Source organism: Streptomyces sp. NPDC047880, assembly GCF_040706515.1.
Lineage (GTDB): Bacteria > Actinomycetota > Actinomycetes > Streptomycetales > Streptomycetaceae > Streptomyces.
On record NZ_JBEZOK010000018.1, the window covers coordinates 100,777 to 121,393 of the forward strand.

Below are 20,617 nucleotides of genomic sequence, written 5' to 3' on the forward strand. Positions count from 1 at the left end.
CCTGCCGCCGCCCGGCGGGGTTGCGCCCGTGAACGGCGCGGGCCGCGCCCCCGGTCACCCGGGAACGCGGCCCTCGAACTGCCGTGACGGGTCCGCTTACTTGCGGATCAGGCTGCGCAGCACGTACTGCATGATGCCGCCGTTGCGGTAGTAGTCCGCCTCGCCGGGGGTGTCGATGCGGACCACCGCGTCGAACTCGACGCCGGTGTCGGTGGTGACCTTCACCGTGCGCGGGGTGGTGCCGTTGTTGAGCTCCTCGACGCCGGTGAAGTCGAAGGTCTCCTCACCGGTGAGGCCGAGGGACGCGGCCGACTGGCCCTCCGGGAACTGGAGCGGGAGCACACCCATGCCGATGAGGTTCGAGCGGTGGATGCGCTCGTAGGACTCGGCGATGACGGCCTTGACGCCGAGGAGCGCGGTGCCCTTGGCGGCCCAGTCGCGGGACGAGCCGGAGCCGTACTCCTTGCCGGCCAGGACGACCAGCGGGATGCCCTGCTCGATGTAGTTGCGGGAGGCGTCGTAGATGAACGACACCGGACCGCCGTCCTGGGTGAAGTCGCGGGTGTAGCCGCCCTCGGTGCCCGGCGCGATCTGGTTGCGCAGGCGGATGTTGGCGAACGTACCGCGGATCATGACCTCGTGGTTGCCGCGGCGGGAGCCGTAGCTGTTGAAGTCACGGCGCTCCACACCGTGCTCGGTGAGGTACTTGCCGGCCGGGGTGTCGGCCTTGATGGCGCCGGCCGGGGAGATGTGGTCGGTGGTGACCGAGTCGCCGAGCTTGGCGAGCACGCGGGCGCCGGAGATGTTCTCCACCGGGGCCGGCTCGTGGGCCATGCCCTCGAAGTACGGGGGCTTGCGCACGTAGGTGGACTCGGCGTCCCACTCGAAGGTGTTGCCGGTCGGGATCGGCAGCGCCTGCCACTGGGCGTCGCCGGCGAAGACGTCGCTGTAGGACTTGGAGAACATGTCCTCGCCGATGGCGTTGGCGACGACCTCGTTCACCTCGGCCTCGGAGGGCCAGATGTCCTTCAGGAAGACCGGGTTGCCGTCCTGGTCGGTACCCAGGGCCTCACGGGTGATGTCCACCTTCATGGAGCCGGCGAGCGCGTAGGCCACGACCAGCGGCGGGGACGCCAGGTAGTTCATCTTGACGTCGGGGTTGATCCGGCCCTCGAAGTTCCGGTTGCCGGAGAGGACCGAGGTGACCGCGAGGTCGTGGTCGTTGACGGCCTTGGAGACCTCCTCCGGCAGCGGGCCGGAGTTGCCGATGCAGGTGGTGCAGCCGTAGCCGACGAGGTTGAAGCCGACCTTGTCGAGGTACGGGGTCAGGCCCGCCTTCTCGAAGTAGTCGGTGACGACCTTGGAGCCCGGGGCGAGGGTGGTCTTGACCCACGGCTTGCGGGTCAGGCCCTTCTCCACCGCCTTCTTGGCCACCAGCGCGGCGGCGACCATGACGTACGGGTTGGAGGTGTTGGTGCAGGAGGTGATGGCCGCGACCGTCACGGCGCCGTGGTCGATCTCGTACGACGTGCCGTCGGGGGCGGTCACGGTGACCGGGTTGGACGGGGCGCCGTTCGGGATCGTCGAGGGCGCGTCGGAGCTGGGGAAGGACTCCTTGCTGGCCTCGTACTCGTCGTTGACGTAGGCGCGCACGTCCGTCTTGAACTGCTCGGCGGCGTTGGCGAGGACGATGCGGTCCTGCGGGCGCTTGGGGCCGGCGATGGACGGCACGACGGTCGCCAGGTCGAGCTCGAGCTTCTCGGAGAAGTCGGGCTCGGCGGCCGGGTCGAGCCAGAGGCCCTGCTCCTTGGCGTACGCCTCGACCAGCGCGAGCTGCTGCTCGCTGCGGCCGGTGAGCCGCATGTAGTTGATGGTCTCGCCGTCGATCGGGAAGATCGCGGCGGTGGAGCCGAACTCCGGCGACATGTTGCCGATGGTGGCGCGGTTCGCGAGGGAGGTGGCGGCGACGCCCTCGCCGTAGAACTCGACGAACTTGCCGACGACACCGTGCTTGCGGAGCATCTCGGTGATGGTCAGCACGAGGTCGGTGGCGGTCGTGCCGGGCTGCAGCTCACCGGTCAGCTTGAAGCCGACGACGCGCGGGATGAGCATGGAGACCGGCTGGCCGAGCATGGCGGCCTCGGCCTCGATGCCGCCGACGCCCCAGCCGAGCACGCCGAGGCCGTTGACCATGGTGGTGTGCGAGTCGGTGCCGACCAGGGTGTCCGGGTAGGCCTTGCCGTCGCGGACCATCACGACACGGGCCAGGTGCTCGATGTTCACCTGGTGGACGATGCCGGTGCCGGGCGGGACGACCTTGAACTCGTCGAAGGCGGTCTGGCCCCAGCGCAGGAACTGGTAGCGCTCCTTGTTGCGGCCGTACTCCAGGTCGACGTTCTGCTTGAAGGCGTCGTTCGTGCCGAACTTGTCGGCGATGACGGAGTGGTCGATGACCAGCTCGGCCGGCGCCAGCGGGTTGATCTTCGCCGGGTCGCCGCCCAGCTCCTTCACGGCCTCACGCATGGTCGCGAGGTCCACGACGCAGGGAACGCCGGTGAAGTCCTGCATGATCACGCGGGCCGGCGTGAACTGGATCTCCTGGCTGGGCTGGGCCTGCGAGTCCCACCCGCCGAGGGCACGGATGTGGTCGGCGGTGATGTTCGCGCCGTCCTCGGTGCGGAGCAGGTTCTCCAGCAGGACCTTGAGGCTGTAGGGAAGGCGGGCCGAGCCCTCCACCTTGTCCAGCCGGAAGATCTCGTACGACTCGTCGCCCACCTGCAGCGTGCTGCGGGCGTCGAAGCTGTTCGCCGACACGACAGTCTCCTTCATTGATGTGCGCGTACCACCACGATCCTGCCGCCACGGCATCTTGGCCGATCCGCTAAGGTAAGGCTAAGTTAGGTAACCCTTACCGCCGGACTCGATGGCGGCGTGCGGCTGCGGTGCTCTCTCGGCAGATATCTCGATGTCGAGATAACTCTAGTACACGAGCGCCGGATGGTCATGCCCCGGCGCCCCCCGGCGGCCATGTACGCCCTTTTCCCGGGTATCCGAACCAGGCCTCCACGCACCACACAGGCAGACGGACAGCCACGCACAGGAGAGGAGACAGGGCATGCCGCTCACGTTCCGCAAGAGTTTCCGGATCCTTCCGGGGGTGCGACTGAACATCAACAAGTGCTCCTGGTCCATCACCACCGGCGGCGGAAAGAACGGCCCGCGGTACACCCGCAGCAGCACGGGACGCCGCACGACCTCGATGGACCTGCCCGGACCCTTCGGCTGGCGGCGCACCACCAAGGCGCGTCGACACTGAGAGGGGCGGGCGGGTTTGACATCCCATCACCCGTTCGGACCCCCCGATCGGACCTCATCTCATATCTGAGATAACCTCAGCCTCATGTCAGACGACTACCTCGTACGCATCGGCAAGCTCATCCGTGACGCCCGGCAGCACCGTGGCTGGACCCAGTCGCAGCTGGCCGAGGCGCTCGGCACCAGCCAGAGCGCCGTCAACCGGATCGAGCGCGGCAATCAGAACATCAGCCTTGAGATGATCGCGCGCATCGGGGAGGCCCTCGACAGCGAGATCGTGTCGCTCGGCTACGCCGGTCCCATGCATCTGCGGGTGGTCGGCGGGCGCCGGCTGTCCGGTGCCATCGACGTGAAGACGAGCAAGAACGCGTGCGTGGCACTGCTGTGCGCCTCGCTGCTCAACGAGGGGCGCACGGTGCTGCGCCGCGTCGCCCGCATCGAGGAGGTGTACCGCCTTCTCGAGGTGCTGGGCTCCATCGGGGTGCGCACCCGGTGGATCAACGACGGCGTCGACCTGGAGATCGTGCCGTCGGCGGAGCTGAACCTGGCGGCGATCGACGCGGACGCGGCCCGCCGCACCCGCTCCATCATCATGTTCCTCGGCCCGCTGCTGCACCGCATGGACCACTTCAAGCTGCCGTACGCCGGCGGCTGCGACCTCGGCACGCGCACGATCGAGCCGCACATGATCGCGCTGCGCCGGTTCGGCCTGGACATCGCCGCCACCGAGGGCCTGTACCACGCCCAGGTGGACCGCGCGGTCAGCCCCGACCGGCCGATCGTCCTGACCGAGCGCGGCGACACGGTCACCGAGAACGCCCTGCTCGCGGCCGCCCGGCACGACGGCATCACCGTCATCCGCAACGCCTCGTCCAACTACATGGTCCAGGACCTCTGCTTCTTCCTGGAGGCCCTCGGCGTCAAGGTCGACGGCATCGGCACGACCACGCTCACCGTGCACGGCGTGCCCACCATCGACGTCGACGTGGACTACTCCCCCTCCGAGGACCCGGTCGAGGCGATGAGCCTGGTGGCCGCGGCCGTGGTGACGGAGTCGGAGCTGACGGTGCGCCGCGTTCCCATCGAGTTCCTGGAGATCGAGCTCGCGGTCCTGGAGGAGATGGGCCTCGACCACGACCGCACGCCCGAGTACTTCGCCGACAACGGCCGCACCCGGCTGGTGGACCTCACGGTCCGGCCCTCCAAGCTGGAGGCACCGATCGACAAGATCCACCCCATGCCGTTCCCGGGCCTGAACATCGACAACGTCCCGTTCTTCGCGGCCATCGCGGCGGTCGCCCAGGGCCAGACCCTCATCCACGACTGGGTCTACGACAACCGCGCGATCTACCTGACCGACCTGAACCGCCTCGGCGGCCGCCTCCAGCTCCTGGACCCCCACCGCGTCCTGGTCGAGGGCCCGACCCGCTGGCGCGCCGCCGAGATGATGTGCCCGCCGGCCCTGCGCCCCGCGGTCGTCGTCCTGCTGGCGATGATGGCGGCCGAGGGCACGTCGGTGCTGCGCAACGTGTACGTCATCAACCGCGGTTACGAGGACCTGGCGGAGCGGCTGAACTCGATCGGGGCGCAGATCGAGACGTTCCGGGACATCTGAGGCCGCCCCGGGGCAAGCCTCCGTCGAGCCGGGCGTATCCGGGCGCGGCCCGGACGCTGCGGTGACACACCCGCCCGTCCCTCGTTGTGCCTGTTCGGCACGGAGCCGAAAGCGATGGTGCCGGCTGGACGAGTGAGTCAAGTTCCGGCAGCTTGGGACCTGGTCTGTGGGTTGGGAGAGGGGACACATCGTGCGGGACCTGACGTCGACGCTGGACCACGTCCGGACGGCGGACGGGAGGCGACTGCGGGTCGAGTGCTCCGGGGACCCGCGGGGGCGCCCCGTGTTCCTGCTCCACGGCACTCCCGGCAGCCGGGTCGGCCCCAGACCACGCCCCATGTACCTGTATCAGCGCGGAGTCCTGCTGATCAGCTACGACCGTCCCGGATACGGAGGATCCGACCGCCAGCCCGGCCGCCGTGTCGTGGACGTCGTGCAGGACGTGACCGCCGTGGCCGACGCCCTGGGCATGGACCGCTTCGCGGTCGTCGGCCGCTCCGGCGGCGCCCCGCACGCCCTGGCCTGCGCGGCCCGGCTGCCGCACCGGGTGACCCGTGCGGCAGCCCTCGTCACCCTCGCCCCCCGGGACGCGGAGGGCCTCGACTGGTTCGCCGGGATGGCGCCCTCCAACATCGACGAGTACAGCACGGCGCTCGCCGACCCCGAGGAGTTCGAGGCCCGGCTCATCCCCCGCACCGACTCCATTCGCTCCGACCCCGCGCGGCTGCTGGAGGAACTGCGCGCGGAGATGACCGACGACGACCGGAAGATCATCTCCGACAACGGCGTCCGCTCGATGCTGCTGCGCAACTACTGCGAGGCGCTGCGCAGTTCGCCGTACGGCTGGATCGACGACTCGTTCGCCCTGACCGAGCCCTGGGGATTCGACCCGACCTGTATCCAGGTGCCCGTCCTGCTGTGGCACGGTGCCCGCGACGCCTTCTCACCGGTGGCCCACTCCTCATGGCTCGCGGAGCGCATCCCACGGGCCACGTCCGTGATCGAGCCGTCCGCGGCCCACTTCGGAGCCCTGCGTGTGCTGCCGGACGTGCTGAGATGGTCGCTCATCGACACCTCGCCGAGCGAAGCGCTCCCCTTCCAGGAGGAACGGCCCACCGGGTCGCGCTACACGGCCAGCGGTTCCAGGTCGCGGTAGAGGCGTCGTTCGTGCCGCACGGACCGCATGTTCATGACCTCGTCGCCGAGCAGTCGCCTCAACTCGCCGAGGCTCTCCTCCCGCAGGCGGTCCGCCTCGGGGCTGCCCAGTGAACGCAGCGTCAGTGCCGAGTTGGCGACCGCGGTCAGGGCGTCCGGGTGGTGCCGCCCCAGCACCGCGCTCAGGCCGGCGGCGGCCTTGCTCTCCAGGTCGTACGCCTCTTCGAAACGGCCCTGGTCGGCGAGCACGTTGGCGAAGTTGAGGCCGGAGATCAGCGTGTGCGGGTGGTCCTTGCCCAGCATGTCCCTCAAGCGCGGCAGGACCCCCTGGAACACCTCCTCGGCCTCTGCCAGGTCCCCGCAGCCCCAGTGGAAGATGCCGAGGTTGTTGAGGGCGCCCTGGGTGTAGGGATGGGCCTCGCCCGGGACCTTCATGTACCCGGCGAGCGCTTGGCGGGCGACCTCCCGGGCCTGCTCCTTCTCGTCGGCGGCGTACAGGTCCGACGCGAGGTTCAGGTCGCAGGCCAGCCAGTCCGGATTCGGCGACGAGTACTGCTCGCGGTACCTCGCCAGGGTGGCGGTCGTCAGCCGCAGCGCGTCCTCCACCCGCCCCACTCTGCGCAGCGAGACGGCGAGCGACTTGGCGCAGCTGAGCGTGGAGGGGAAGTGCTCCCCCAGGATGCGCTTGTGGTCCTCGTACACGCGGGACAGGATCTCCACGGCCTCGTCGTAGCGGCCGATCTCCCGCAGGTCGCGGCCGAGGCTGGAGGCCGAGCCGAGGGTGTAGGGATGCGTGGGGCCGAGAACGACCAGGCGGCGGTCGTAGACGTCCTGGTCCACGGCGCGGGCTTCGTCGTAGCGGCCGACCATGCGCAGCGCGAGTGCGAGGTTGTTGGCCGCGCTGAGGGTCCGCTGGTGCGACTCGTGGAAGATGTCGCGGAATCCCCGGTGCGCGGCCTCGGCCAGCTCCACGGCCGAACGGTACTCGCCGAGGGCGGCCAGGTCGCTCGCCAGGCTGGACGCGGTGATGTAGGTGTGCGGATGGTTGGAGCCCAGGACCTCGCGCTGCCGCTCCAGCAGTTCCTCGTCGATCGTGCGGGCCTCCATGTAGCGGCCCTGCGAACGGAGCACGTTGGCGAGCTGACAGCGCAGGTAGAGGCATTGCATGTCGTTCTCACCGAGGCGCTCGATCCAGCGCTCCAGCACATCCATCGCGAGCTGGCGGGCGCTCGGCAGGTCGCCGCGCTTCCACAGGTACCGCACCCGGTCGATGAGCAGTCGCCGGGGTTCGGGTTCCGAGCAGTCCTGGATGCCCGAGGCCAGCAGGTGTGACCAGATGGAGTCGAAGAGCGGCCAGGTCGACGGGTCGTCGGTGGGCTCGTCCCCGTCGGGGCGAGCGCTGGCGAGAACGGTGTGCACGACGTGCCGCGCCTCTTCCCGTTCCCCCTCCGAAAGCTGTGAGCGGATGACGGCCTGGACCAGCCGGTGGACCTGGATGCTGCCGCTGCTCTGATCGACCTTGGCCAGGGCGAAACGCCCGATCTCGCGGATCACCCGGCCCAGGAGCAGACTCTCCTGGAGCGAGGGGTCCCACTCCCGCAGGGCGTCCAGCATCTCCTTGTTGTAGAGCACGCGCACGGAGATCGGTTCCGGCGCCATGAAGGCGCACAGCTGGAGGAGCCGCACCGAGGCCGGTGAGCGTTCCTTGAGGCGGGCGATGGAGATGTTCCAGGTGGCGGCCACCGGCTGCGGGTAGTCCTTGGGGTGGTTGAGACCCAGCACAGCGGTGGTCTGTTCGGTCAGTTGCCGCAGGTACTCGTCGGTGGGGGTGGCCGTCTCCGCGAGCCAGGCGGCGGCCTGTTCGACGGCCAGCGGCAGGTCGCCCACGGCGTCCGCCACCCGGTCCGCCTCGTCGACGGTCAGGCCGGGGGCCTGCCGGGTGAGGTGCTCGATGCTCTCCTCACGCGGGAACACGTCGACGGACAGGGACGCGCCCTGCTGGGCCCACGCCTGGTTCCGGGACGTGACGAGGATGTGCCCGCCGCCGGACGGGAAGTACGGCTTGAGCGTCTCGGGGTCGTCCGCGTTGTCGAAGACGAGCAGCCAGCGGGTGGCCGGCGCACCGGTTGCCAGCATCTGCACCACCTCGGCGCTGGCCAGGGCCATGTCGTCGCCTCCGGAGGCACCGAGCCTCGAACCGAGTTCGGCGAGGGAGGCGATGATGGTGTCCTTGTGCTCCGCGGAGATCCACCACACCAGGTCGTAGTCGGCGACGAAGCGGTGCACGTACTCCAGGACGATCTGCGTCTTGCCCACGCCGCCGAGCCCGAAGAGCGTCTGCGGCTGGGGCAGCACCACGGAGATGCCTTCGCCGAGCTGCGAGCGCAACTGTTCGAGCACCGCGGCCCGGCCCGTGAAGAGGGTGTTGCGGCTCGGGGCGTTGAAGATCCTCGGCCAGCTGCCCGGGAATCGGGGGCCGGCCGTACCGGTGGGCACCAGATCGGTCGTCAGGTTCAGCGCCCTGAAGACCCTCTGGACGCACTCGGCCTCATCCGCCCGGTGGAGGTCCACCGAGGTGTACTCCACGTCGGCGCCGGGCATCTGCGCACGGTCCAGTCGCAGGCGTGTCACCTGGAGAGCCGGCAGGCCCGGAGCGGAGTCGGTGAGGGCCCGCCACGCGGCCCGTCCGTGTCTGGCCTGCAGGAAGGCGTCCGACGTGAGGATCAGCGCGCGCGTGGCCGGGTCCGGGCGCTCCGGAACGCGGATGGCCACGTCGTGCAGCGTCACCCGCGAGCAGTACGGCTTGAGGGTCCCCTCCAGCCACTCCGCCCACATGCGGTCCTCGCCCGCGAACACCACGAAGACGTCCGCGGCCAAAGTCGTCGGCCTGCGCCGCGTGTAGGCGGCCAGACAGCGCTGCCGTACCGGTTCGGGGATCGGCGGCAGCCGGGTCACCTCTCCGTCGGAGATGACCTCCGTAAGGCGCTCGAAGGCGGACAGCAGTGAGCTCGACACCCCGCTCTGGTCGCCGATGGCCGCGAGCAACTCCTCGTAGGCGTAGTACGGGCGGTACGGGATCTCGACGGCGCCCCAGTACTCGTTCAGCTGCGCCGGGTCCAGCGGTTCGCCGTCCTTCCCCTTGGGCAGTCCGTCGAATTTCAGCCGGGCCAGCGCCCGTCCCGCGTCGGCCTTCTCCTTCTCGCCCTCGTCGACCCGCATCGGCACGGGGAGCACCCGGATGCGCCGGTCGCGGTAGTCGGCCTCGACGGTCCGGGCCACGGCGGCACCGCCGTCCAGCGCCTGGTCGCTGAGCGTGAAGCAGTCGACGAGGACGTCGGGCATCTGGATGGTGCAGATGTCCGCGCTGTCCGACAGGCCGGTGCGGCTGTCGATGAGGACGTAGTCGTACGACGCCTTCATGTCCTCGCGCAGGGCGTCCAGGAAGATGCCGCCGCCGAGCCGGTCGTAGAAGTTGTCCCATTCGAAGGAGGAGACGGTGGCCGAGTACGCGCGGTTCTGCTGACCGGCGGACAGGAAGTCGAGCGAGCCTCCGTCGGAGAACGACAGTCCGAGGGCTTTCGGATTGAGGGAGACCGCGTGCCGGCCGGCGCGCGCGTACTGCCGGTGCCAGGTGCCGGAACGATGGCTTCCGCTGGTCGCCGCCCAGGAGTACTCACTGATCATGTCGATCACGCCGGGGGTGGCCTCGAGTGTGCTGGGGTCGAGGAACGGATGGAAGAAGCGGTGCAGTCCGGGGGCTTCGAGGTCCCAGTCGACGGCCAGCACACGCGCACCGTTGGCGGCGAGGATCCACGCCGTGTTCGCCAAGGCCATCGTGCGGCCCGTACCGCCCTTGTAAGAGTAGAACGTGATGATACGTCCACTCCGGCGCGCCATCATGCATTTCCTCCGTTGTCGACCCCTGGTACGTAGGCAGGGAGTTGGCGGGCTCGATGGGACGAGGCCGGGGTGGGGGCACCCGTCCGCGTCTCCGGGGGACTGCGGAATCGTGCGCACGTCGGTCGCGTGGAGAACGCCCGCCTGAGTATTCCCCACGACGGCCCGGCCTCGGAGACGGCGGCCGCGGCCCGGCGCCGCGGGTTGACGCGGCCCGAGCGGGGACAGGGGTGGTGAGCACTGATCCGATGCCGCATCTCCACACGTCCCCCTGCCGGTTGAAGCCCTGGGAAGTCACCCGACGGCGTCATGTGGCCGGAATCAACACTGTGCCCCACCCGCCTGTCCGACGGGTGGTTAGTTTTACGCCGTTCTCCACCTGTATCCGGACATCTGACGCTCAGCGGCGTCCACAGTCTCCCGCATCTCCACGAGGGTGGCCGTCTTTCCGGCGAATTCGCCTTTGGTCAGGAGTTCGTGCGGGATCCGGGCTCCGATCGCGGCGAAGTCGCTGTCGTCGAGCACGATGTCCTCGTAGGAGGTCCACGCTCCGCCGCCCACCGCACAGCGGTATCTCCGCGTCTTGGGTCCCGGTGTCATGCGGTACTCGGCCAGATGGAGTGCGCTGCACGCCTCGAACCCCACGCGGAACAGCAGGATCTGCGCATGGAGCTGGTACATCCGCCCCAGCGGGGACCGTTCTCCCAGATGGCAGTCCGGGTCGTGGCCGGTGAGCAGGTCGCGGGCCCGGGGGCCGATCGCGGCGAACGAGGTCTGCGGATGCGCGCTGCGCACCGCGCCGGGGGTGGCCCGTACGCAGTCGGCCAGCGCGCCGACCGCCGGGCACGGGGTGACGTCCGGATCGAAGGCCGGCATGCCCGCCCGGTAGGCCTCCCTCTGCTGTTCGGTCAGGCCTGCGGTGAGCGCACGGTGGCGGTCGGAGGTGTCGGAGTTCTCCGGGGTGAAGGCCGGGGTGACGAGCGTGCCCACCGGACCGAGGGCGGCCAGAAGGGCGTCTCGTACCACGGCGGGAGGCAGGCCGGTGCCGCTCAGGGAGGCGTGCACCAGCAGAACGCCGCCGCGCCGGACCCCCAACTCGCTCAGGAAACGGACCAGTCGGGTGCCGTCAGTCATGAAGAGTCATCCATTCCGCTCGCAGCTCGTCGGCCACGTAGCTGCCGTTCTCCGTGAGTTCACGCGGGGGAAGGCCGGCCAGCTCGCGCAGGGCCCGGTCCGCCAGGATGCGCGCCGGACCGGCTTCCGGCGACGGACGGGCGGCTCTGCCGACGTACTCGCTGGCCAGATCGAGCAGTGGCCCTGCCGGGCTGCCCGGCAGATGCAGGTCGAGGACCTCGCGCAACGCGGCGAGCCTCCCCCGCCGGCCGAGGCGGGGCAGCTCGCGGACGAATTCCTCCGGCTCGACGTCGATCGCCACCCCCAGTGCGCCGCTGCCGCAGGCGCCCAGGCGCAGTCCGGCGCCTGCGGTGAGCGGGGTGATCGTCGTCGCGGCGGGCGCGTTGGCGCTCTGCCACCAGCCGGGCTCACGCCGGCCCAGAAGGCCGTACGCGTTCCGCAGCCGGTCGCGGAACGCGTCCAGGGCGCCGGGGTCGAGCGCGGGGGTGACGACCGCGGCGAAGCAGTCCCGTCCCGGGTCGGCGTCGTCGATCAGCAGCCGCGGGCCGTGGCCGAGAGGCAGCGACGCCAACGGCCGCCAGCTGCGCAGGACGAGCGGAGTGCCGTCGTCACCGGCCGAGGATGCGCCGCCGCGTACGCGGAAGTCACCCTTGCCGACACGGAATTCCACCTGGCCGGGCCGGGACAGGCGAACGGTGCCCAGGGTCGGGAGGTGGATCAGCGGGCTCGGCTGTTCCCAGCGCAGGGTCGCTTCGGCGCCCGCGGCGAGCGCAGCGGCCGTCGCCACCGCCATGAAGCGCGGCAGATCCGCCGTGCCGTTCCAGGAGCGGATCAGGGAGGGTCTGAGATAAGGATGGGAGATGACCGCGTCGAGGTGCGGGGCTGTGGATTCTTCGGAGTCCAGGCGGATCAGGAGGCTCCAGGCCTCGTCCCAGCCGGCACGGCCGGCGAGCTTGGCGTTCACTCCTGCGAGCAGCGCGCGATCCACCCGTAGCCGCGCCCGTTTGAGTTCGCCGGCGCTCGTCACGGCCGGAGCCAGCGAGCGATCCGTGATCCGTTCGGCGATTCCCTCGATCAGGGCACGCAGGTCCGCGCAGTACACCGACGGATTGTCGAAGTCCCGTCCGGTGCTGTAGCGATGTGCGACCAGTCCCCCGCCGCACGTGGCGAGAACGGGGCACCGCCGGCAGGTCTCGCTGATCCCGCCGCGGCGGACGGGCGCCTGTGCGCCTTCGGTGAACTCCCGGAAACCGTGCCGGAAGACGTCGTATCCCGTGGCGGGTGCGCCGTCATAGGCGACCTTGAGCGAGTCGGACCGTGTGAGGGTGCCGTCCGTGTCGACGACCGCGATGCCGTCGTCCGCGGCTCCCAGCGCCTCCGTGAGTGCGGGGCCACCGCGCAGCGTGCTGAGGATCGAGTCGAAGGTCCGTACGGGCACCGGGCGCCCCTGTTCCTCCCACCGTTCGAAGACCCTCAGCAGCCAGTCGGCGTAGGGCGTGGAGGATCCCGGGCGCCCCGGGGGCGGCGGTGCGTCCCAGGTGGCATGGGGCAGGAGGTAGTCGATCCGCGGCGGGTCCAGGGCGATCAGCGCGTCGTGCACGAGGACCGGATCGCCGGCCACGTCGACGGTGCACAACAGCCCCTGGAAGAGGTGCCGGTACTCCGGGAGCCGCAGCAACTCCAGCCCGCGCAGCACTCGTTCGTAACTGCTGCGGCCCCGATGATCGAGCCGGTGCCGGTCGTTCGCGGCCCGGTCGCCGTCCAGGGAGAGCCCTACCTTGACGTCGAACTCCCTGAACACCTCCAGGTGCGCGCGGTTCAGCCGCACACCGTTGGTGTGGATGTGCAGATCGAGGTCGGTCATCGGAGCCAGCGCACGGGTGAGCTCCGCGCAGATCGACCGCAACCGTGCCGGACCCGCGAGCAGTGGCTCGCCGCCGTGCAGGATGACCGCGAGCTGCGGGAGCCGCTCCTCGTGTACGTACTCGGCGAGCCGACGGGTCACCTGGCGGAGCGTCCCCTCCGAGATCAGCGGCGGCATCCTCCGCCAGCTCTGGTCCGCGTGCCGATAGACATAGCAGTGGTCACACGCCAGGTCGCATCTGCTGTGGACCTTCAGGACGAGCTCCCGCAGGGCCACGTCCTCACACCTCGCCGGCCGCGCCGCGCGTCCGCATCGGGCGACCGGCTAGACGGCGGAGTTGAAGGTGGGGTGCGTCCGGGCCCCGTCGTCTCCCAGAGCCGGAGTCACTCGCCTCACGACCGTGGTGACCTCGATCCCGTGGGTGCGGATCTCCGCGAGCGGGGTTCTCCCGGAGGCCGGGACTCCCGTAGGAGGCTTGTCTGCGGGTTTCGTGACCGGAATCTTCATCTGCGTCGGCTTCACCTTGGTTCAGGGCCGTCTCCCACACACCGGGGACGGCGAGAGTCCGGGGATGGAGTGGACACGGTGCGCGTAGACGTTCCGCCAAGCATGCCTCTGCCATCTTCGCAGCCCCTGCGCGAGGTGGGCAATGCGTACCGCAATGCCCGGTGCGGCAGCGGTGATTTCTCGTCACCGCTGCCCCGGGCGTTCACCGGGACGCCGAACGGCGGTCCGGAGCAGCATGGTTCAGGCGGGCAACAGGAATTCCAGATCACGGTCGACGCGCTGCCAGCCGCGGCCCGCGGCCGTCCAGGGATGTCCGGGACCGAGTCGCTTGTCGAACGCGCTCACCGCCCGGTCCCGCAACCGGCCGGCCTCCGCCGCGCGGCCCATCGAGCGCAGGGTGACCGCCAGGGACAGGTCGGCGATCAGGGTGTCCGGGTGCCCCTCCCCGAGGCAGGTGCGCAGGGCCTGAGCGCAGGCCCGCGCCATGCTCTCCGCAGACGCGAACCGCTCCATGTCGCCCAGGACGTTGGCCATGGTCAGCCTCCCGAACAAGGTGTACGGGTGGGCGTCGCCGAGGAACCTGCCGAAGGACCGGACGGTCCGTGTGGCCGCGGCCAGTGCCTCATCGGTCTCACCGGCGGTGCGCAGCCACGCCGCGAGGTTGTGGTCGCAGACCGCGTTGTCCGGGTGTTCCGGGCCGCGCAACTGGGCGACACCGTGCTGGAGACGGCTGATCACGGTGCGCGCGGCGGCCAGGTCGCCCGCGCCTGCGGTCAGGGCCGCCAGGTTGACGCCGCAGACCAGCCAGTCGGGATCGTCCCGCTCCCGTTCCGTCGTGTAGCCCTCCTCGGCGTGCGCGGCGAGCTCGTCGGCCTCGTGACGCTCTCCGATGCGGCGCAGGGAGACCGACAGGCTGACGGTCGCACGCAGCGCGCCATGGGTGTTCTGGCGGCGAAGGCTCTCCAGGGCGGGGCGCAGCACGCGCACGGAGCCGGCGTAGTCGCCCAGTTCGCGCAGGTCCCGGGCGAGGCCCAGTGCCGACGCCAACGCCGCGGGATGACCGTCCCCGAGCACGCGGCACTGCCGTTGCCAGGTGTCCAGGCTCCGCTCCCGCGCGGCCGAGTAGTCTCCCACCAGGCGGTACGACCGGGCGAGCGCCTCGGCCGCGGTCAGTGTCTGCGGGTGCTCCTCGCCGAACAGGTCGTGGAATCCGGTGTGCACCTCACGCGCCAGCTCCAGCGCCTCGCCGAACCGGCCGAGTGCTCTCAGGTCCTCGGCCAGGCCGGCGGCGGTGATCAGGGTGTGGGAGTGGCCGGGCGGCAGGAGCTCGCGTTGCCGGGCCAGAGTGCGGGCATCCAGGCCGTACGCCTCGTCGTTCGCTCCCAGGCTCCGCAACGCGGTCGCCTGATGGTTGCGCAGCTGCAGCACGTGCTGGTCGTCGTCTCCCCCGTCGACGGCGGTCCAGCTCCGGTCCAGCCGGCGGCCCAGTTCGAGGGCCCGGGCGGGCATGCCGTGCTGCGCGGTGCGGCGCACCCGCTCCAGCAGCACGACGCGGGTGTCGCTGTCGGGGCACGCGTCCGCGCCGGCGTGGTCGAAGTGGGGCCAGAGCCTCTCGAACGCCAGGTCGTCCGCCTCGGCGGCGGAGTCGTCGCGCCGGGGCACGGCGGCCCTGAGGAGCAGGTGTGCCTCGTGGCGGACCTCGTCCAGCTCGCCGGCCGGCAGGGCAGCCGTCACCAGGTGCTGCACGACCCGGTGCACCTTCAGCGTGTGCCCGGCCAGGTCGACCTCGGCCAGGCCCAGCCGGCTGAGTTCCTGCACCTGTCGGTCGACCAGCATCGGCTCGTGCAGGGCGTCGTCGTGCGGGCGCAGCAGGCGCAGCGCGGTGTCGGTGCAGACCAGGGCCAGCGGCAGCGGCTGCGGTGCGAGCACGCTGCACAGGGCGAGCAGCCGCAGCGCCGCGGGGGCGCGCTCGGCGAGTGCGTCGAGGGCCACCGCGGTGCCGGCGGCGATCGCCGGTGCGGCCCCGTCGTCCGCTCCCCTCGCGGCCCGGGCGTCGCTCCGGGCGGTCAGCCGGTGCAGGTAGTCCTGCGCCGAAGGGAACTGCGCGAGCCACGCTCCGGCCTGGGCGACGGCCAGCGGGAGGTCGCTCGCGGTGGCCGCGATCCGGTCCGCGTCCACGGCGGAGAGCGACGGAGCCCTCCGCCGCAGCAGTTCGATGCTCTGCTCCCGGGTGAACGCGTCGACCCACACGGGGTGCATGCTCTCGCTCCACGTGCGGTCCCGGGAGGTCACCAGCACATGCCCCTGGGGGCCGGCGGGCAGCAGCTCCGACAGGGCCGGCCGGCCTGCCGCGTTGTCGTACACCAGGAGCCACCGGCAGCTGGGCGATCCCGAGTCCAGCGCGTCGAGGGCCCGGCGCGCGGCCGTGGGAACGTCGTCCCCGTTGCGCAGGCCCATCCGCTCCGCCAGCTGTGCCAGCGACAGCAGGACCGATTCCCGGCTGTGCGCACGGATCCACCACACCAGGTCGTACGCGGCCTGGAAGCGGTGGGCGTACTCCACGGCCAGCTGGGTGCGTCCGGTGGCGGCGAGGCCGTCGTGAGGGAGTATCACGGCCTGTTGCCGGCTGACCTTCAGCGTGGCGGCGAGCTGGTCCAGCAGCCGGTCCCGGCCCACGAAGAACGGGTTGCGCGCCGGGGCCTCCCACAGGTCCGGCGTCCGGCGCGGGAACCGCGGACGGGCCGGTCCCAGGGCCCGTTCGGCCGCCTCACCGGACAGCCCTACGCCGCGCAGCAGGGCCTCGGCGGTACCGGGCTCGTCGAGGGAGGTCAGGTCGACCGCTTCGTAGTCGCTGAACGGGGGTGTGAGCGCGACGGGTTCGATCCGCAACGGGATCAGCTTCCCTGAAGGGCCGGAACCGGTCCCGCCCATGTTCTCCCCCAGGGTCCGGGACTGCGGCGAGCGCAGGAAGGACGACGACAGCAGGGCCAGGGTGCGAGGGGCTCCGCCCCAGGGGCCCGGTTCGCTGCCGCCGCCGGAGGTGATCACCTCGAAGCCGGAGCCCGCGAGGAGCCAGCCGACCCAGTCGGCCCACATCCTGTCCTGGGGGGCGTACCACAGTCGCAGCGGAGTGGCGATGGGTGACAACGGCCGGACGTAGGACGCGAGATGGCGTCGGCGCAGTTCGTCGTCCAGGGGTGGCAGACCTCGCACGCGACCCTCGGTGATCAGCTCCGTCAGCAGCTCGAAGGCGGCGAGCAGACTGTTCGGTTCGCCCGGTGGGTCACCGAACGCGGCCAGCGTCTCCTCGTAGGCGTAGTCCGACCGGTGCGGGACTTCCACGCCGGTGCGGGAGGCGGCCGGCAGCTGCTGGAAGCTCATGCGGACGAGCTCACGGGCGGCCGCCAGACGATCGTCCCTGTCGTCGGCGACCCGCATCGCGACGGGCAGTATGCGCAGGGGGCGTGGATGGACGTCCTGGAGTATGGACCGGGCCATGCGTGCCGCGCCCTCGATGCTCTGCGAGCTCAGGGTGAAGCAGTTGACCAGGATGTCCGGCATGTCGATGGTGCACAGTCCGACCAGGTCGCTGACGCCGCAGCGGCTGTCGATGAGGGTGAAGTCGTAGTGGCTCTTCATGTCGTGGCGCAGCGCCTCGAGGAACCGCGTGCCACCGAACCGTTCGGCGAACTCCCGCCAGCTGAAGTCCATGAGGTGCGTCAGGTACTCGCCGTCCTGCCGTCCCGCGGGCATGTAGTCCAGGCTCCCGCCTTCGGGGAAGGTCCAGTCGACGGAGACCGCGTGCGGCAGGACCCGGGCGAGACGCCGTCTCAGGTCCGCCGCGGACTCGGTGTGCGGTTTCGTGCGCCACTCCGTGACGTAGCCCGAGAACAGGTTGAGCACACCGGTGGTGGCGGCCGAGGTCGCGGCATCGAGGAACGGGTGAAAGTAGCGGTGCAGCCCCGGCGCCTCCACGTCCCAGTCGGCGGCCAGCACGTGGTAGCCGTTGGAAGCCAGGATCCAGGCGACGTTGGCCACGGCCATCGTCCGCCCGGTACCGCCCTTCTGGGAGTAGAAGGTGACGATCTGCCCGTCAGTTCCGGGGGTCATCACGCGTCTCCTGGGCGGATCCCGGCTCCGGGGCGGGGCCGCGCAGCCTGGGCCGGGGGACGGGGGGACCGGCGGGCGGGTACACGGGCGACACGTGGCGGAGGAACTGGGCGGCCGCCCACTGGATCACGGTCGGGAGGACGTCGGCGAACGCGGACAGCGAGGGCACCCCGCCCGTCGCGGCCCGGGAGACGCTGCGGCCCCGCTGCAACGTGCGGGGCAGGGTCTTCTCCAGGGCCGACTGCAGTTCCGCCCCCGAGGACTCGTTGTCCGGATCGGAGCGGTCCCACGGCACGATGACGACGACCCACGGCTGAGCTGCCGCGTCCACCCTGGTGAGCAGTTCCCGTTGTTCGGGGTCGGCGACCGCCCACCGGTCGAGCAGCAGCACCGTCGGCGCCGAGGGATGTGCCTCGGCCAGCAGACTGCCGGCCGCCTCCTCCAGGGGTTCGACCGTGGTGAGGTAGTCGAGCCCTCGCACCTGCTCCGCGGCGAAGTCCGCGAGCGGCCGGCCGGCTTCGGCGTCGCTCTCCCGGTAGGGATTCCAGTCGACCGGGGAGGGGCCGTAGCAGCGCTCCGAACGTCCCGGCGGCAGTTCGCGGCTGCTGGGCGCGGCCACCACGATGCGCACCCGGCGCAGCACGGGGGGCGGCCCGAAGGCGTTGGGCAGGTCCGCCAGGTCCAGGGGTTCGCCTCGGGGTACCGGATTCTCGTGGGCCGTGGTGACGATCGACTGGGCCAGCAGCAGGACGGCATGCTCGTACTCGGCCCGGTACCTGCGCAGTTTCATGAGGGCATACAGACCGTTGGACGCGTAGTGCGGGCCGAACCGCTCGTGGTCGTGCCGCAGAATCTTCGCCGTCGAGGGAAGACGCTCGGCGTGCACCGGCGTCCACAGTGCCGGCACGATCGCCGGCGGGACGCTGTCCTGTGCCGTCCGGCTCGGCGTCTGGCGCAGGGCGAAGGCCCGCCACTCGCGGCCGCAGTGGTCGCTCACGAAGTAGCGCGGTGAGTACAACGGTACGAACACCCGGCAGGTGGCAAGGGCGGCGGACAGGCGCGCACTCCAGTCCTCGCCGATGCGCACGGCGCGGTCCATGAACCCGGCCGACTCGCCCTCCGGCAGGTCCGTCAGCATCAGGACGTGCTCACAGAGGTCCTGGTAGAGCCGGCGCACCCACATGTCCGGATCCGGGCCGTCGGTCGCGCGCGGCGGGGTGTGCGCGTAGCTGAGGAAGAAGTACGGAACGTGTGGGTCCGTCCGCTCCGGTTCCTGGTTCACACCAAGGCCTCCCCCCACACGTCCGGCGGTCACAGGGTCCGCAGGAACATGGCCAACTCGAGCATGTCGACCCGCACATAGTCCTCCGGAAGGACCACGATCGTCAGCTCTTTGCAGATGACCGACCGCCGTGATCTCGTGACGAAGGACAGCAGGATCAGCTTGATGAGACTCGTGTGATCCATGCTGTCGATGCGGGCCAGGCCCGATCCGATCACCGGCATGGCCACCGCCTCACGGCGTGCGTGCAGGTGCATCGCATGCCAGAGCTCTTCGAGGCTCTTCCACATCTGGTCGGGCCCGGAGGCGACCGTCAGGTCGTTGCGCATCGTGCCGTACGCGCTGAGGAAGAAGCGCTTCTGCGGCGAACCGAGGACGGCGACCGTGCCCAGGGGGTAGCGCGCGAGTTTCCCCGCCCGCTTCGCGGCCCGGTCCTCCACCCGCAACGGTGGTACACCGGCGAGCGCGGCGTCGATGTCTGCGTCGAGCCGGGTGGTCTCGCTCGCGTAGCGGCGACGCAGGAACTGGCCCTGCACACTGCGCTCGACGATCAGCAGATCATCCCGGGTGTCGGTGTCGAACACGTCGTTGCTGCCGATGACCAGGTGGCCCGGTTGCTCGAAGAGGTCGCCGACCTTGATGGTCGCTTCGAATCCCGGGTGCTGGAACTCGTGGCTCACCCGGGTCCGCGGCCAGGAGCGCAGGATGCCACCCGCCAGTGAGACGCCGACGACACCGAGGAACGCCGGGACACGCGGCAGCGAGCTGTCGGGCCAGAAGGCCAGGTACAACTGGACGAGCCCGGACAGCAGGGTGAACTGGACGGCGCAGGCGCGGCCGGCGGTGGACAGGCCGAGACGGGTGCCGAAGAGGGTCCGTGCCTGATGCCCGGCCATCCGGCTCATGCCGGCCCCTCGCTGTTCGTGCCGAGCGGCGGGACGGACAGGGTGTGGGGTGCGGGCGATTCCTCGTAGACACCGGTGAATCTGGATCTCTTCCTGGGCAGGTTGGCCTGTTCGTCGCGCAGTGCCTCCACGGTCTGTTCCAGGTCGGTGATCCTGCTGATCTGCTCCCGCATGAGCGAGGTGAGGTCCTCCAGGATCTCCTCCGCGGAGCGGCGCGGCGGGGCGTGCTCGGCGGTGTCGGCCGTGAGGTCGATCGCGGCGAGGGCATCGCGCAACTCCGGCCACACCTTGCGGAAGAGGCTGTCGACCCGGGTGTTGTCGGGGTGCCGGTTGGCCGACTCGCGCAGGACCGAGTTGATGGTCCTGACCATGTTCAGCACGTCTTCCTCGTCATGCGCCCGTGCCGACTGGAACTGGCGCAGTGGACTGCTCGCCGCCTCCAATTCGTCGTGGCTGCCCTCCAGCAGGAAGGGCACGAGCTGGCCCTTGCGTTCGTCGACCTCTTTGGACAGGGCTCCCGACTCGAAGGTGATCCACGGGGCGCCGAGGTTCGCCCGGGTGACGCAGGCGATGCCGAAGGAGCTCTCGTCGAGCTGCTTCTTGATCTCGTCCAGCCCACGCGCGCCCTTCCTGATGCTCTCCGACGAGACGAACGGCTCGATCTCGTCGCTGAAGTAACGCAGCCAGGAGGCGAGCCGTTCGGCACAGGTCCGTGACGGCACTCCGGACCAGCTCAGAAAGATCTTCATATGACGCCCCCCGCATCACACCCCGCCCGTATGAACGCCCCCGACACCGGTCGACCGCCCCTGTCGCGGGGCAAGCAGTCCGGG

General features: G+C 70.4%; 11 protein-coding genes. 3 read left to right on the forward strand and 8 right to left on the reverse strand.

Annotated features, from left to right (window positions below; genetic code table 11):
• Positions 1-96 precede the first annotated feature (96 nt).
• Positions 97-2,814, reverse strand: coding sequence for an aconitate hydratase AcnA (gene acnA, locus AB0937_RS25325; protein WP_366714467.1), 2,718 nt, complete (start codon positions 2,812-2,814; stop codon positions 97-99).
• A 301-nt stretch (positions 2,815-3,115) separates the two neighbouring features.
• On the opposite strand from acnA, the gene AB0937_RS25330 reads away from it, so the two are divergent.
• From AB0937_RS25330 to AB0937_RS25340, 3 genes are all read left to right on the forward strand, one after another.
• Positions 3,116-3,316: a DUF4236 domain-containing protein gene (locus AB0937_RS25330; protein WP_366714468.1), complete on the forward strand. Its 201-nt coding sequence runs from the start codon at positions 3,116-3,118 to the stop codon at positions 3,314-3,316.
• A gap of 84 nt (positions 3,317-3,400) precedes the next feature.
• A complete protein-coding gene (locus tag AB0937_RS25335; RefSeq protein ID WP_366714469.1) occupies positions 3,401-4,930 on the forward strand; it encodes a UDP-N-acetylglucosamine 1-carboxyvinyltransferase in 1,530 nt (509 codons plus the stop codon).
• A 190-nt stretch (positions 4,931-5,120) separates the two neighbouring features.
• Positions 5,121-6,086, forward strand: coding sequence for an alpha/beta hydrolase (locus AB0937_RS25340; RefSeq protein WP_366714470.1), 966 nt, complete (start codon positions 5,121-5,123; stop codon positions 6,084-6,086).
• Here the strand turns inward: AB0937_RS25340 and fxsT (AB0937_RS25345) are convergent.
• The 7 genes from fxsT (AB0937_RS25345) to AB0937_RS25375 all read right to left on the reverse strand — a co-directional run bounded on the left by fxsT (AB0937_RS25345) (position 6,056) and on the right by AB0937_RS25375 (position 20,533).
• The gene (gene fxsT / locus AB0937_RS25345) at positions 6,056-9,985 is read right to left on the reverse strand and encodes an FxSxx-COOH system tetratricopeptide repeat protein (protein WP_366714471.1); all 3,930 of its coding nucleotides are present in this window, start codon (positions 9,983-9,985) and stop codon (positions 6,056-6,058) included. The genes AB0937_RS25340 and fxsT (AB0937_RS25345) overlap by 31 nt on opposite strands.
• 360 nt (positions 9,986-10,345) lie before the next feature.
• The gene (locus AB0937_RS25350) at positions 10,346-11,116 is read right to left on the reverse strand and encodes an AAC(3) family N-acetyltransferase (protein WP_366714472.1); all 771 of its coding nucleotides are present in this window, start codon (positions 11,114-11,116) and stop codon (positions 10,346-10,348) included.
• Positions 11,109-13,256: a radical SAM/SPASM protein FxsB, inactivated metallohydrolase extension form gene (fxsB, locus tag AB0937_RS25355; RefSeq protein ID WP_366714473.1), complete on the reverse strand. Its 2,148-nt coding sequence runs from the start codon at positions 13,254-13,256 to the stop codon at positions 11,109-11,111. The genes AB0937_RS25350 and fxsB overlap by 8 nt, the downstream gene beginning before the upstream one ends.
• A 471-nt stretch (positions 13,257-13,727) precedes the next feature.
• Positions 13,728-17,597, reverse strand: a complete 3,870-nt coding sequence (gene fxsT, locus AB0937_RS25360) for an FxSxx-COOH system tetratricopeptide repeat protein (protein WP_366714474.1) — start codon at positions 17,595-17,597, stop codon at positions 13,728-13,730.
• Positions 17,581-18,879, reverse strand: coding sequence for a TIR-like protein FxsC (locus AB0937_RS25365; protein ID WP_366714475.1), 1,299 nt, complete (start codon positions 18,877-18,879; stop codon positions 17,581-17,583). Before AB0937_RS25365 ends, fxsT (AB0937_RS25360) begins: the two co-directional genes overlap by 17 nt.
• A gap of 29 nt (positions 18,880-18,908) precedes the next feature.
• A complete protein-coding gene (locus AB0937_RS25370; RefSeq protein ID WP_366714476.1) occupies positions 18,909-19,784 on the reverse strand; it encodes a macro domain-containing protein in 876 nt (291 codons plus the stop codon).
• On the reverse strand, positions 19,781-20,533 hold the full coding sequence (locus tag AB0937_RS25375) for a toll/interleukin-1 receptor domain-containing protein (protein ID WP_366714477.1): 753 nt from the start codon (positions 20,531-20,533) through the stop codon (positions 19,781-19,783). The genes AB0937_RS25370 and AB0937_RS25375 overlap by 4 nt, the downstream gene beginning before the upstream one ends.
• Positions 20,534-20,617 lie beyond the last annotated feature (84 nt).